Genomic DNA, 14,001 nt, shown 5'->3' with positions numbered 1-14,001 from the left:
AACGCGCTGCTATATGCGGCCCATGAGCACACCAAATTCCAAGACGCCCCTGTCGCACATCCGCAACTTCTCGATCGTGGCCCATATCGACCACGGCAAGTCGACGCTGGCCGACCGGCTGATCCAGTCAACCGGCGGGCTTGCGGAACGCGAAATGTCCGAGCAGGTCCTGGACAGCATGGATATCGAGCGGGAGCGCGGCATCACCATCAAGGCGCAGACCGTGCGCCTGCACTACAAGGCCAATGACGGCGAGACCTATGTCCTGAACCTCATCGACACGCCCGGGCATGTCGACTTCGCCTACGAGGTCTCGCGCTCGCTCTCGGCCTGCGAAGGCTCGCTGCTCGTCGTCGACGCCAGCCAGGGCGTCGAAGCGCAGACGCTCGCCAATGTCTACCAGGCGATCGACAACAACCACGAGCTCGTGACCGTGCTCAACAAGATCGACCTGCCGGCGGCGGAACCGGAGCGGATCAAGGATCAGATCGAGGAGGTGATCGGCATCGACGCCTCCGATGCCGTGATGATCTCGGCCAAGACCGGTCTCGGCATTCCCGACGTGCTCGAAGCGATCGTAAACAGGCTGCCGGCGCCGAAGAGCCCCGGCGGCGAGAAGGCGCCGCTCAAGGCCCTGCTCGTCGACAGCTGGTACGACACCTATCTCGGCGTCATGGTTCTGGTGCGCATCATCGACGGCGTCCTGGCCAAGGGCCAGACCATCCGCATGATGGGCACCGGCGCCAAGTACACGATCGAACGCGTCGGCGTGCTGACGCCGAAGATGGTGGCGTTTGATTCGCTTGGCCCCGGCGAGATCGGCTTCATCACCGCTTCGATCAAGGAAGTGGCCGACACCCGCGTCGGCGACACGATCACCGACGACAAGCGCCCGACGGCAGAAGCGCTTCCCGGCTTCAAGCCGGCCCAACCGGTAGTTTTCTGCGGCCTCTTCCCGGTCGACGCCGCCGATTTCGAGGAGCTGCGCAGCGCCATGGGCAAGCTGCGCTTGAACGACGCCTCCTTCTCCTTCGAAATGGAATCCTCCGCCGCGCTCGGCTTCGGTTTCCGCTGCGGGTTCCTCGGACTCCTGCATCTCGAAATCATCCAGGAGCGGCTGTCGCGCGAGTTCGACCTCGACCTGATCGCGACCGCTCCTTCGGTCGTCTATCAGCTGACCATGACCGACGGTACCGAGAAGGAGCTGCACAATCCGGCCGATATGCCGGATGTCGTCAAGATCGCCGAATTCCGCGAGCCGTGGATCCGCGCGACGATCATGACGCCGGACGAATATCTCGGCGGCATCCTGAAGCTCTGCCAGGACCGGCGCGGCATCCAGACCGAACTCACCTATGTCGGCAACCGCGCGATGCTGACCTACGACCTGCCGCTCAACGAAGTCGTTTTCGATTTCTACGACCGGCTGAAGTCGATCTCCAAGGGCTACGCTTCCTTCGATTACCACCTCTCGGACTATCGCGAGAGCGATCTCGTCAAGATGTCGATCCTCGTCAATGGCGAGCCGGTCGATGCGCTGTCGATGCTCGTCCACCGCTCGGCGGCGGAAAAGCGCGGCCGCGTCATGTGCGAGAAGCTCAAGGACCTGATCCCGCAGCACATGTTCCAGATCCCGATCCAGGCGGCGATCGGCGGCCGTATCATCGCCCGCGAGACGGTGCGCGCGCTGCGCAAGGACGTTACCGCCAAGTGCTACGGCGGCGACGCCACCCGCAAGCGCAAGCTTCTGGAAAAGCAGAAGGAAGGCAAGAAGCGCATGCGCCAGTTCGGCAAGGTGGAGATCCCGCAGGAGGCGTTCATCGCGGCGCTGAAGATGGGCGACGAGTGATTGCGCGATCTGTTTTCTCAGCCGCGCGATCTTAAGATCAGCCATTCACATGCAGCTGAAGGGCAATCTCGCAAGCTAAAAGGGCCGAACAGGAAAGGCCCTTGCGCGTGAAGAACGCCCAGTCAGTCGCCGATGCAGAACGGCTTTGTCGAAAGACCCGGCTGCCGTGGCCAGATACCGGCAATCTGATGCCGCCGTTTCACGTCTATCCCCTGCGCAGTCGGTGTGCCCCGCGATACACTCGCCCGCCATCATCTTATCGCGCTCGTTCGACGTCATGACCGGACCTATCCCTTTGCCTTTGCCTTGGCCCGCGCCGCTTCGAGCCGTTCCAGGCTTTCCTTCGGCCACTCCGCCTTGAGGTTGTAATAGGCCTCGAAAGCCCTGGCGCCCGGCGGCAGCGGCAGCCAGTCGAGCTTCGAACGGGTGTAGATATGCACATCGGGTGTGAATTCGGACGGCCGGTCGAGCGTGGCAAGGCGCAGGAATGAGAGCCACTTGCGCCGGCCGTAATCACTCCAGAGCGGCGACTGGCACCCGGCGCAACGGTAGACGTCATGCGGGCGGCCGCTTTCGGTCGTGAGCGTCACCAAAACGGGTTCGCCTTGCAGAAGCTCGACGTTCTCCGCCTCGACAAGGCCGTTGATGGCGAAGGCGCTGCCCACCTGCCGCTGGCAATCGGTACAGTGGCAGCAATGGACGAACATTGGCCGGCGCTTCAGCCTGTAGCGGATGCGTCCGCAGAAACAGCCGCCTTCGATCGGTTCGTGCATGGTCCACCTCCGTCAACCGAGATCACCATGGGCGGCGCCGGCTTGCAAGAGCGGCTTAGAACCGGACCGGCATACGGCCGAAGCGGGCCGTATGCCGAAACGGCAGGCTCAGAACTGCTTGCCGAGCTTGGCGTCGACCGAATGGCTGTTGGCGCCGCGGATCGCGAAGAAGAAGGTGATCGCCGCCCAGAGTATCGATTTCTCTGCGCCGCCGAGACCCTGGCCCTGGACGATCCCATGGAAATAGACCGTGACGATGAGCACGATGGTGGCCGCGAAGGCGGCCGGCCGCGTCAGGAAGCCGATGGCGATGAAGATGCCGCCGAAGAATTCGGTGGCGGAAAGCAGCGGCGACCAGAAGACGCCCGGATAGAAGCCGAGGCCTTCCACCATGCCGACCGCGCCGAAGGGATCGAGGATCTTGCCGTAGCCATGGGTGACGAGCAGCGCACCCGCAAGCACGCGCAACAGCGTCTCGGCGAAGGTGTCGAGCGGCAGGTAGAGCTTTTCGAGCGCCGGCAGGATCGCGCGCGGGCGGCTGTTCGTATGAGTGGTATCGGTCATCAAATCTCTCTCGCAGTTGTTGCAGTGGAGAAGTCTCTTGCCGCACACCCTTCCGAAAGCAAGGGGCGCCCGGCAAAATCATGACTTCCCCAGTTGACATTTATGTGAAGAGGCGGTGAGGGGCCGGTTGTTCCGGACCGACCGCGGGGCTACAGCGCCGCGCGTCTTAACAGACGCGCAAAGGTCGCTGTAACTCTTTCACTCTGCGCATCGAGCTTTCCGAAAATCGGTACGATTTTCGGGCCGATGCTATACTGTGCCCGCAGAACGCAAACAGGACATGCCGTATGAGTGAAAAGCCGCGCGTCACGATTCTCTATTGCACCCAGTGTAACTGGCTGCTGCGGGCCGGCTGGATGGCGCAGGAACTCTTGTCAACCTTTGCCGACACGCTTGGAGAAGTGGCGCTGATCCCCGGCACCGGCGGCAATTTCGAGATCCGCGTCGATAGCGAACTCGTCTGGGAGCGCAAGCGCGATGGCGGCTTTCCCGGTCCGAAGGAACTGAAGCAGCGGATCCGAGACGTCATCGAGCCCGAGCGCGATCTCGGTCACGTCGACAGGAGCTGACACTGGATCTCGGCATGCTTGCGGGCGTCTTCGGCGCCGCCTTTCTCTCCGCGACCCTGTTGTTCGGCCTGTCGGAAGCGGCGGTCGCCGCCGCGGCGCTTACGGCCGAGACGAGCCGGACGGCACTCTTTCTTTCGGCAACGGCCGGCAATGTGCTCGGAGCGCTCGTCAACTTCGCGCTCGGCCGGTTCTTCTTGCGTTTCGAGGGCCGAAGTTGGTTTCCCGTGTCATCGCCTGCCCGGCGGAAGGCCGAGACGCTGTTCACCCGCTACGGACAGCCGGTGCTGCTTTTCTCCTGGCTGCCGATCATCGGCGATCCGCTGACCTTGGCCGCCGGCTTGCTGCGCACCCCGCTTACCATCTTCCTCGTCTATGTGACGATCGGCAAGGCGGCGCGTTATGCCGCGCTTCTGTGGCTGACGCCCTGAGCCGCCGCACGCTCAGCTGTGGGCGAAAATATCGGTCTCTTCCCAGCCGAGCAGGTCCAGCTTGGCCCGTGTCGGCAGGAAGGCGAAGCAGGCTTCGGCATGCTCGATGCGGCCGTCGCGCAGGAGGCGTTCGGTCAGCCTGTCGCGCAAGGCATGCAGATGGAGCACGTCGGAAGCCGCATATTCGAGCTGCGCCGGCGAGAGGATATCGGCGGCCCAGTCGGACGATTGCTGCTGCTTGGAAATGTCGACGTCGAGCAGTTCCTTGAGATTGTCCTTGAGCCCGTGCCGGTCCGTATAGGTGCGGGTGAGACGCGAGGCGATCTTCGTGCAGAAGACGGGCGCCGCCGTGACGCCGAAGGTGTGGAACAGCACTGCGATATCGAAGCGGCCGAAATGGAAGATCTTCTGGCGGGCGGGATCGGCGAGCATCGCTACGAGATTCGGCGCTTGCCTCTGGCCGGCGGCGATGCGGATCACGTCGGCGCTGCCGTCGCCCGGGGAGAGCTGCACGACGCAAAGGCGGTCGCGGCGGGGGACAAGGCCCAGCGTTTCCGTGTCGATGGCGATCGCACCCGTATAGCGCGCGGCGTCCGTCGCGGAAATATCGCCTTCGTGGAACCTTATTGTATTTGCCATTGAAAATCCCCAAATGCCTTCAACGTCGTTGGCCTATAGCGCAAGTTTGGCGGCCGCGATACCGTTCCTCTCGCGTCGGCGTCGAATTCGCCGGCCCCTGCCGGAAAAGTCCGCAAGCATGATCAGGTTTCGTTCCGCCTCGGCGCTTCCTTTGGCCGCTCTGCTTCTCGGTCTCTCCTCCCAGCCAGGCTTGGCGGACCGGGCGACGCTGCAGCTTGCGCAGGCGTTTCACGACCTTCCCGGCGTTGAGCCGCTCGATCCGCTCAAGGAAGGTGCCGATGTGGTCTGCGAGCAGGTTTTCGTCGACCGTTACGGTCCGTTCGAGCCCTCCAGCGGCCGGCCTCGCTATGAAACCATCTACCGCTGCCGCAAGGGCGGCGGTCCGGTCTTCCAGAGCGGGCGGCTGCCGCCGTCGCTCGAGCGGCAGAAACGCGGGCTGAACTATTGACCCGCAGCCGTCTTGGCAAGGGTTGCCTGCTCCTGCAAAGATGAAACGGTTGCCGTGCCCGCAGCCGATCGGGAGGAGAGACATGACGGAGATAGACCGCCCGCTCGTCATCAGCGCCCCCGCGCCACGCACACTCGATCTGATCTTCACGCCCGAGGCCCTTGCCTTGCTCCATCGGGGCTATCGTGTGATCGAAGCCGATCCCGCAGACTTTGCCGGGCTAGGCGACGAGACGCTCGGCGAAGCGCGCTATATCATAGGCCAGCCACCCCTGGACGAGGACACGCTCGAGCGCCTGCCGCGCTTGCGGGCGATCCTCAATGTCGAAAGCAATCTCCTCGACAACATGCCCTATGCGATCCTGTTCCGCCGCGGCATTCATGTGCTGACGACGGGGCAGGTCTTCGCCGAGCCGGTGGCGGAACTGGGTCTCGCAATGGCGCTCAATCTCGCCCGCGGCATCGTCGATGCCGATCTCGCCTTTCGCGAAGGGCGCGAGCTCTGGGGCGGCGAAGGCAACCGCTCGGCGCGGCTTCTTTCCGGCTCCGAGATCGGCATCATCGGCTTCGGTGATCTCGGACGAGCCTTGAACCGCGTGCTTTCCGGATTCCGCGCCCGCATCCGCGTTCATGACCCCTGGCTGCCGGCCTCCCTTCTCAAGGACAGCGGCGTCGAGCCGGCTTTGCTGGAAATGGTGCTTTCTGAAAGTGATTTCGTCTTCGTCGTCGCCGCCGTGACGAGCGAGAACGAGGGCTTCCTCGGCGCCGATGCCTTCGCCAGGATGCGCCGCGGCGCCGCCTTCATCCTCCTCAGCCGCGCCGGCGTCGTCGACTTCGACGCGCTCGTTGCGGCGGTCGAGCGCGGCCATATCCTCGCGGCGAGCGACGTCTTTCCGGAAGAACCGCTGCCGCTCGACCACAGGATCCGCAGGCTTCCGGGTTTCCTGCGCTCTGCGCATCGCGCGGGGGCGCTCGACGTCGCGTTCAAGAAGATGGGCGACATGGTGCTTGAGGACATGGAACTGATGGACCGCGACCTGCCGCCGATGCGCTGCAAGCGGGCGGAGCGCGAAACGGTCAGGCGGATGCGCTCGCGGCCGGTCACGGTCAATTGACGCGCCCCAACCGGGCAATAACGCACCGGGCAGGCGGACAGAGCGGCTTGAAAGAGCGCACCCCTGACATGCAAAAAACCCGGCGAACCGGGTCTTTTCTGCAATTCATGATCGTCAGAGACGATCTGAAAAGGGGAAATGGTGCCCAGAAGAGGACTCGAACCTCCACGCCTCGCGGCACAGGTACCTGAAACCTGCGCGTCTACCAATTCCGCCATCTGGGCGACGGACCGGCATGTAAAAGGCCCGGCCCAAAGTGTCAACAGGCATTTTGAAGTTTTCGTGTCGGAAGGCGAAAAAGCCGAGGCAAAATCGTGCGATCGCGTGACGGCACTTCGCGGCGAACCCCTGCCCGCGGCGATAGCTGAAGAAATTCAGTGACATCACCGCTCAAGAGGCGCATGCTTGAGGCATGCTGACCGGCGCGGAAATCCGGCATTTCAGACGCGTGCCGCGGCGTTGGGATAAACCCGCAAACAGCAAGGACAGAGAAGGGACGGTAACCGGAAAGCACGGCTTTCTGAAAGTGAGGACAAGATGACGGGATTTCGCAATTTCGTTCTGAGCTGCGCATTGGCGGCCGCCTCCGTGATCCCTCCTGCAGCGCCTGCCATGGCCATGCCGCGTCCGGTGCTCGACATAGCGGCCTCGGTGCCGGCGGAAATCGAGCCCGTGCGCCACCGTGGACACTATTATGGCTGGGGCCCGCGCTATTACGGGCCGTGGTCGGGCACCTACGGCGGCTGGGGTGGCGGCTATTATCCGAGACGCTCGGGCATCAGCATCACTATCGGGACGGGTCCCGGCTATTATCCGGGCCGCTACTATTATGGGAACCGCTATTATTTCGGTCCCCGGTATTACGGCCCCGGCTACTATGGCTACCGCTATTTCCGCCCCGATTACGGCTACCGACATTACCGTCCCGGCTATGTCGGGCAGGGTTACAGCGCGCATGTGAACTGGTGCCTGTCGCGCTATCGCTCCTACAATCCGGCGACCAACCGTTATCTGGCCTATAGCGGGCTCTACAGGGTCTGCAATTCGCCGTACCGCTAAGCGGGCTCGGCCCGGGACTGTCGTCTGCGGACGATGCCCAGGCGCGCCATGACCTCCTTTGGGATGCCATAGCGGCGAACGACGTCACGGCTGTCGCGCAAGCCGCATATTTCGCGCTGGATCAGAAATGCCCAGACCGCATCGGCTGCCTCGTCGAGCAGCCGATGCCTTTCCTGCGGCGGCTGCTTGTCGGCGTCGAAACCGCTCAGCGCCGCGATCGCTGTCTCGACTTTCAGGCCGTGGCGGCCAAGCGCGTCCGCGCGCTCCGCCATCAGCTCGTATTCCAAAACGTTGAGGCCACCGCCGGTGACCCCGCGAGGACTGAGCGATTGCGGCGGACGGATTGTCATCGGCGGCTCCATCAAGTTCGGGATCCGGTGTCTCGGCAGAGGCAGGATGGACCTGGAGAAGTTCCGATGCAAGGGCGGCCGCGCCCCCCTACAACATGGTTAACGCTTGATAAACCTCTCCGGTTTATCTTTGGCGCTCGATGCGCAGAGTCGAAGCGTTCGAGCCCGCGGCGGACCATGCGGGCAACTGCCTGTCTCCTGGAATCGACCGCGACTTTAAGTGCAAAGACATGCAGCAAAGCGCATGAAGCGCCCCTCCGATCACCTGGAATCGCGACGGCGAGCATAGCTCGGCACGGACCGCCGCGCGCCTTGGAGAGCAGATGCCGATGCCCATCGTCACGATCAGGAACGCGACCGGCCCGGGCGATGACGCCCAGGGTGTTCGCCGTTCGCTGCCCTCCGTGGGCCCGCGGGCAGTGGCGGTCCAGAAGATCCTCGATGCGCTCGCCCATCACCTTTCCGGCGATCAGGTAGTTTCCAGCGATGCCGTTGCGCGGTTGACCGACGATCTTTCCCGCCTCCTGAAATCGTCGTTCCTGCCCCAGGACAGGGAACTGGCCGCCGCTCGACGGCTGGTGGCGTTCATCGAATCCCTGCCCGCACCTGAACGTCTCGCCGTCGAGAGGGAGCTTTCCCGCAATCCGCTACAACGTCTCGCCGCGGCAGCCCGCGAAGCGGCAAGCGTGCCGCCGGCCGAGCCCGGGGCCGTACCGCCGCTTCCTGCCGAGCGGCCTGCAATTAGAAGCTTGCCCCTGTCGGCGCCGCCGCTGCAGAATCCTGCTGCGCCGGCCTCGACAGCCGACGCGGCCTTGCTGCAGGCGATGTTGAAAAGAACTTTCGGCGCCGATGGCGAGGCCGGAGGAACCGATCCGGCGATCGAAGACCGGCCCGAGCTGAGGCCGGACGCGGCGCGTGCGGGCAGTCCAAAGCCGGAAAATGCCGGCGAGAGCCGCCGGGCTCCGGTCGAAACGCATAGTCCGGCCCCGATTGAAGACGGCCCCACGGAAACGGTGCACAGGATTTTGCCCGGCGATGCCGACAGCAGCGCCCCACGGGCACCGCCAGAGAAGGCCGGCCAGACACCGGCAGCCTCGGGTGGCGACACACCCGTCTCCGATGCAAGGCGGAAGGCCGAAGCGAAGACGGAGCAGGCGCGACACGGTGGGGCGGACCGAGAGCCGGAAGAAGGCCCAGCGGGACCGGATTCGGACGGTACCTACGGGCCGCCGCGGGCCAGGGGGGAAGGCGAGCGGCAACAGGCGCGGCCGGCCGCCGCGCGGAATGGAACGGCAGCCCCCTCGCGCGCGCTCGGCGATGCCGTCAACGCGCTTGCGGGCGAGAGCCCCGCCGACTTGCACAAGCCGGCGGTCGGCGCGCGATCAGAATCGCCGGGTTCCCCCGGCGATCGACGGCACCCGTCAGCGGATCTTCCCACCCAAGAACCGGCGCGGGATAGCGCCATTCGGTCGCGTAGCACGATGGCAGGCGGCGAGCCTTCCGTCGATCCGGACGCGATGGACCGGAACGACCCTCCTTCCCGGGACGGTGCCGCCATCCAGCAGCGTCCGCTGCAGGCGCCCGACGACCCGTCGACGCAGCAGGCGATCGCCCTTCTCGTCGACAGCGGACTTCCCAAAGAAGTCATCCCTTTTGCGCTTGTCCCCTTCCCGCCGACCCAGGCGGAGGCGGAAAATGACAAGCCGGAGCGGGAGCCGCAGGACGAGAGCGATGAGAATGCCGAACCCGGAGCGGAGGATGGCGGCGAAGGCGACGCCCGTCAGCACGGCGAAGATGATCCGTCGGAAGAGCCGGACGCCGATCCCTACGATCTCTACAGGAAACTCGGCGGCCTCGGTTGAGCATCGTGCTCTGCCCGGTCGCGCAGATCATCCGCGAATCGCGCCGCGTCCCGTCGACCTCATGTCTCCTCAACCGATGCCGAAATCCCCGGGCGCTACGGCAATCCTGTCCGTCGTGTAGTTCCGCCCATGAAAAAAACCCGCGGAGATCGCTCTCCGCGGGTTCCATTGCTGTCAGTGCAAGAACGATTATTCGTTGCCCTGGCGGCTCTTGAGGGCCGCACCCAGAATGTCGCCGAGCGAAGCGCCGGAGTCGGACGAACCGAACTGAGCGACGGCTTCCTTCTCTTCCGCGATTTCCAGAGCCTTGATCGACAGCTGGATCTTGCGGTCCTTCTTGGAGAAGTTGGTGACGCGGGCATCGACGGTCTGGCCGACGGAGAAGCGCTCCGGGCGCTGCTCGTCGCGGTCACGCGAGAGATCGGCGCGGCGGATGAAGGCCGTGATGTCCTCGTGGTTGACGAGCTTCACCTCGATGCCGCCATCGTTGACGCCGATGACCTCGGCCGAAACGACGGCGTTCTTGCGCAGTTCTCCGGAAGCGGCAGCTTCACCAACGGCATCGCGGCCGAGCTGCTTGATGCCGAGCGAGATGCGCTCCTTGTCGACGTCCACATCGAGAACGACAGCACGGACGACATCGCCCTTGTTGAATTCCTCAATGACCTGCTCGCCCGGGCGGTTCCAGTCGAGATCGGAGAGGTGGACCATGCCATCGACATCGCCGTCGAGGCCGATGAACAGACCGAACTCGGTCTTGTTCTTGACTTCGCCTTCGACTTCGGTGCCGGCCGGATGGCTATGGGCGAAGGCCTGCCACGGGTTCTCGAGCGTCTGCTTGAGGCCGAGCGAGATGCGGCGCTTGGTCGGGTCGACTTCGAGAACGACCACGTCGACTTCCTGGCTGGTGGACAGGATCTTGCCGGGATGGACGTTCTTCTTGGTCCAGGACATTTCGGAGATGTGGATCAGGCCTTCGATGCCCGGCTCCAGCTCGACGAACGCACCGTAGTCGGTGATGTTCGTGACGGTACCGGTGATCTTCTTGCCGACCGGATACTTCGCACCGATGCCATCCCACGGATCGGACTCGAGCTGCTTCATGCCGAGCGAGATGCGGTGGGTTTCCTGGTTGATGCGGATGATCTGGACCTTGACCTGCTGGCCGATGCTCAGGATCTCCGACGGATGGTTGACGCGGCGCCATGCCATGTCGGTGACGTGCAGCAGGCCGTCGATGCCGCCGAGGTCGACGAACGCACCGTAATCGGTGATGTTCTTGACGACGCCTTCGACAACCTGGCCTTCCTCGAGGTTCTGAACGATCTCAGAACGCTGCTCGGCGCGGGACTCTTCCAGAACCGTGCGGCGCGAAACGACGATGTTGCCGCGGCGCTTGTCCATCTTCAGGATTTCGAAGGGCTGCGGGTTATGCATCAGCGGCGTCACGTCGCGGATCGGACGGATGTCGACCTGCGAACGCGGCAGGAAGGCCACGGCGCCGTCGAGATCGACGGTGAAGCCGCCCTTGACCTGGTTGAAGATGATGCCTTCGACACGCTCGCCGGCTTCGAACTTCACTTCCAGGCGCTGCCAGCTTTCCTCGCGGCGAGCCTTCTCGCGCGAGAGCACGGCTTCGCCGAGCGCGTTTTCGATGCGCTCAACGTAAACTTCGACCTCGTCGCCGACCTTGAGCGCGCCGTCCTTTGCCTTGGCGCCGAATTCCTTCAGCGGCACGCGGCCTTCGACCTTGAGACCGACGTCGACGATGGCGACGTCCTTTTCGATGGCCGTGACGACGCCCTTGGCGACGTAGCCTTCGGCGAGGTCCGTCTTGGCGAAGGACTCTTCCAGAAGTGCTGCGAAATCATCACGGGTGGGGGTGGTTGCAGACATATAATCTCCTGCTGCATCTCGCTTGAGACGCATATGCGCCGGTGGTTCGCGTTGAACGGCCTGAACCCAGTCCGCCCCTTCAACGGGGCTTTCCGGCGCGTGGACGGAATTTCAGGCTTCTTCGGAACATGCCGACCATTCTGTCGAACTGTCGTCACGATCCGGATTCTTGATTTCGCATGATCCGTCCCGAAACCGCGGTAGGGTTTTCGAGATCATGCCGGAAGGCAGTCCGGCCGGGGCCGAGGACGAGGCCTTCCTCAGATATTCTCTTTCAAGGCCGCGTCGATCAGCATTTTCGCCGCCTGGAATGCCGCCTCTATACTCATTTCAGACGTGTCAAGCAAGTGCGCGTCCTCGGCGGGCCTGAGCGGGCTGTCGGTCCGGCCCATGTCGCGCTCATCGCGCCGTTTCACGTCCTCGAAGATGGCGTCATAGTCGGCACTCCCGCCGCCGGCGACGATCTCGTCATAGCGCCGCCTCGCCCGGACTTCGGGCGAGGCGGTGACATAGAGCTTCACCGCCGCATCGGGGCAGACGACGGTGCCGATGTCGCGGCCGTCGAGCACCGTTCCCGGCTCCTTCCGGGAAAAGGCGCGCTGCGCCTCGACCAGCGCCCTGCGCACGGCCGGCATGACGGCGATCTTCGAGGCCGCTTCGCCGATCTCATGGGCCGAAAGCACGGAACGATCGAGCCCGGCAAGCTCCACCTCGCGCGCCGTCTTCTCCGCCACCTCCTCATCGTCGAGCGGCAGTCGCGCATCGAGAAGCGCCTTCGCGGTGGCGCGATAGGTGAGCCCGGTATCGAGATGATGGAAGCCGTATTCCTCGGCGATGCGGCGCGAGAGCGTTCCCTTGCCGGCTGCTGCGGGTCCGTCGATGGCAATCACCAGTGTCATCACCCTGCCTTGGTCTCGGTCTGCTCGATCTTCGCGCCCAGCCCCGTCATCAGGCCCATGAATTCCGGGAAGCTGGTGGCGATCATCGTCGCGTCGTCGACCGTCACTGGATGTTCCGAGGCGAGCCCCAGGACGAGGAAGCTCATGGCGATGCGGTGATCGAGATGGGTTTTCACCTTTTCGCCCGGGGCGTTGCCGAGGCCCTTGCCATCGGGGCGCCCCCGCACCACGAGCGAGGCTTCGCCCTCGTCGCAATCGACGCCGTTGAGCTTCAGGCCATCGGCAACGGCGGAAAGCCTGTCCGATTCCTTGACGCGCAGCTCGTCGAGCCCGTTCATCACCGTGGTGCCCTCGGCAAAGGCGGCGGCGACGGCGAGCACCGGATATTCGTCGATCATCGACGGTGCGCGCTCTTCCGGCACGGTGACCCCCTTCAGTTCGGAATGGCGCACGCGCAGATCCGCGACGTCCTCGCCGCCGGCAAGGCGCTTGTTCATGACCTCGATGTTGGCGCCCATTTCCTGCAGCGTCAGGATCAGGCCGGTACGGGTCGGGTTCATCAGGACGTTGAGAATGGTGACGTCGGAACCCGGAACGATAAGGGCGGCGACCAGCGGAAAGGCGGTCGAGGACGGGTCGCCGGGCACGTCGATCACCTGGCCGGTGAGCCTGCCGCGGCCCTCGAGGCGGATGGTGCGCACGCCCGCCGCATCGGTCTCGACCGAGAGATCGGCGCCGAAGCCCTGGAGCATCTTTTCCGTGTGATCGCGCGTCATCACCGGCTCTATGACGGTCGTGATGCCGGGCGTGTTGAGGCCGGCGAGCAGCACGGCGGACTTCACCTGGGCGGAAGCCATCGGCACGCGATAGGTGATCGGGTTCGGCGTCTTCGGCCCGTGCAGCATCACCGGCAGGCGGTCGCCCTCGGCCGACTTCACCTGCACGCCCATCTCACGCAGCGGATCGAGGACGCGCCCCATCGGCCGCTTCGTAAGCGAGGCGTCGCCGACGAAGGTGGACGCGAAATCATAGACGCCGACCAGGCCCATGGTCAGGCGGCAGCCCGTGCCGGCATTGCCGAAATCGAGCGGCGCTTCCGGCGCGAGCAGCGCCCCGTTTCCGACACCGTCGATGATCCAGGCGTCGCCCTCCTTGCGGATTTTCGCGCCCATGGCCTGCATGGCCTTGCCGGTGTTGATCACGTCCTCGCCTTCGAGCAGGCCGGTGATGCGCGTCTCGCCCGAGGCAAGGCCGCCGAACATGAAGGAGCGATGCGAGATCGACTTGTCGCCGGGGATCCGCACGGTGCCTTTGAGATCGGAAGACTTGCGTGCGGTGGCGGGCCGCGAGCTCTGGCCGTGGGACATGGTGCTTTTTCCTCTAACAGTCCGGCGTGGCGGCGGCCCGCAACCCTGCTGTGATGGCAAAAGGTGGAGCCGCTCCGTCTGGCCGGCTCCGTAACACAAAGCTGAAAATGGGTCATCCTCTCAAGGGGAAGAAATTGCCGTGACGCGACACGGAAGTTTGTCTTTGACAGACGCGGCCAAGACG

The 14,001-nt window shown here is 64.2% G+C and carries 14 protein-coding genes and 1 tRNA gene; 7 read left to right on the top strand and 8 right to left on the bottom strand.

From position 1 onward, the window contains the following. The first annotated feature begins 13 nt into the window (after positions 1-13). Complete coding sequence (lepA, locus tag EKH55_RS17105) at positions 14-1,849, top strand: translation elongation factor 4 (RefSeq protein ID WP_069459844.1); 1,836 nt, start codon at positions 14-16, stop codon at positions 1,847-1,849. Positions 1,850-2,136: 287 nt separating this feature from the next. On the opposite strand, the gene EKH55_RS17095 is transcribed toward lepA, so the two are convergent. After that, on the bottom strand, positions 2,137-2,622 hold the full coding sequence (locus EKH55_RS17095) for a GFA family protein (protein WP_151611887.1): 486 nt from the start codon (positions 2,620-2,622) through the stop codon (positions 2,137-2,139). A gap of 108 nt (positions 2,623-2,730) precedes the next feature. Further along, complete coding sequence (locus EKH55_RS17090; protein ID WP_069459846.1) at positions 2,731-3,186, bottom strand: DoxX family protein; 456 nt, start codon at positions 3,184-3,186, stop codon at positions 2,731-2,733. 287 nt (positions 3,187-3,473) lie between these two features. Between EKH55_RS17090 and EKH55_RS17085 the strand changes: the two genes are divergently transcribed. Beyond that, a complete protein-coding gene (locus EKH55_RS17085; RefSeq protein ID WP_069459847.1) occupies positions 3,474-3,755 on the top strand; it encodes an Rdx family protein in 282 nt (93 codons plus the stop codon). Positions 3,756-3,769: 14 nt separating this feature from the next. Beyond that, positions 3,770-4,183 carry a YqaA family protein gene (locus tag EKH55_RS17080; protein ID WP_083265384.1) on the top strand — a complete coding sequence of 138 codons (414 nt, stop codon included), beginning with the start codon at positions 3,770-3,772 and terminating at the stop codon, positions 4,181-4,183. A gap of 12 nt (positions 4,184-4,195) precedes the next feature. Here EKH55_RS17080 and EKH55_RS17075 read toward each other — a convergent pair whose 3' ends face one another. After that, complete coding sequence (locus EKH55_RS17075; RefSeq protein ID WP_069459848.1) at positions 4,196-4,822, bottom strand: ribonuclease D; 627 nt, start codon at positions 4,820-4,822, stop codon at positions 4,196-4,198. A 118-nt stretch (positions 4,823-4,940) separates the two neighbouring features. On the opposite strand from EKH55_RS17075, the gene EKH55_RS17070 reads away from it, so the two are divergent. Both EKH55_RS17070 and EKH55_RS17065 read left to right on the top strand, forming a co-directional pair. Further along, positions 4,941-5,270 carry a hypothetical protein gene (locus tag EKH55_RS17070; protein WP_069459849.1) on the top strand — a complete coding sequence of 110 codons (330 nt, stop codon included), beginning with the start codon at positions 4,941-4,943 and terminating at the stop codon, positions 5,268-5,270. A gap of 82 nt (positions 5,271-5,352) precedes the next feature. Further along, a complete protein-coding gene (locus EKH55_RS17065) occupies positions 5,353-6,384 on the top strand; it encodes a hydroxyacid dehydrogenase (protein ID WP_069459850.1) in 1,032 nt (343 codons plus the stop codon). 139 nt (positions 6,385-6,523) lie between these two features. Here the strand turns inward: EKH55_RS17065 and EKH55_RS17060 are convergent. Further along, positions 6,524-6,608: transfer RNA gene (locus tag EKH55_RS17060), tRNA-Leu, on the bottom strand. A 313-nt stretch (positions 6,609-6,921) separates the two neighbouring features. Here EKH55_RS17060 and EKH55_RS17055 point away from each other — a divergent pair. Then, positions 6,922-7,443 carry a BA14K family protein gene (locus EKH55_RS17055; protein ID WP_069459851.1) on the top strand — a complete coding sequence of 174 codons (522 nt, stop codon included), beginning with the start codon at positions 6,922-6,924 and terminating at the stop codon, positions 7,441-7,443. On the opposite strand, the gene EKH55_RS17050 is transcribed toward EKH55_RS17055, so the two are convergent. After that, positions 7,440-7,793: a DUF6665 family protein gene (locus EKH55_RS17050; RefSeq protein WP_151611886.1), complete on the bottom strand. Its 354-nt coding sequence runs from the start codon at positions 7,791-7,793 to the stop codon at positions 7,440-7,442. The two genes, EKH55_RS17055 and EKH55_RS17050, sit on opposite strands and share 4 nt — an antisense overlap. A gap of 323 nt (positions 7,794-8,116) precedes the next feature. On the opposite strand from EKH55_RS17050, the gene EKH55_RS17045 reads away from it, so the two are divergent. Further along, a complete protein-coding gene (locus EKH55_RS17045) occupies positions 8,117-9,655 on the top strand; it encodes a hypothetical protein (RefSeq protein ID WP_151611885.1) in 1,539 nt (512 codons plus the stop codon). Between the two features lie 189 nt (positions 9,656-9,844). On the opposite strand, the gene rpsA is transcribed toward EKH55_RS17045, so the two are convergent. The 3 genes from rpsA to aroA form a co-directional block, all read right to left on the bottom strand. Further along, complete coding sequence (gene rpsA, locus EKH55_RS17040) at positions 9,845-11,551, bottom strand: 30S ribosomal protein S1 (RefSeq protein WP_069459853.1); 1,707 nt, start codon at positions 11,549-11,551, stop codon at positions 9,845-9,847. A gap of 260 nt (positions 11,552-11,811) precedes the next feature. Next, positions 11,812-12,450 (bottom strand): (d)CMP kinase, encoded by a 639-nt coding sequence (gene cmk / locus EKH55_RS17035; protein ID WP_151611884.1) that lies wholly within the window; start codon positions 12,448-12,450, stop codon positions 11,812-11,814. After that, positions 12,450-13,817: a 3-phosphoshikimate 1-carboxyvinyltransferase gene (gene aroA, locus EKH55_RS17030; protein ID WP_151611883.1), complete on the bottom strand. Its 1,368-nt coding sequence runs from the start codon at positions 13,815-13,817 to the stop codon at positions 12,450-12,452. The genes cmk and aroA overlap by 1 nt, the downstream gene beginning before the upstream one ends. Between the last annotated feature and the right edge of the window lie 184 nt (positions 13,818-14,001).

The organism is Sinorhizobium alkalisoli (genome assembly GCF_008932245.1).
Taxonomy (GTDB): Bacteria; Pseudomonadota; Alphaproteobacteria; order Rhizobiales; family Rhizobiaceae; genus Sinorhizobium; species Sinorhizobium alkalisoli.
This window is presented reverse-complemented; position numbering and strand designations above follow the sequence as displayed.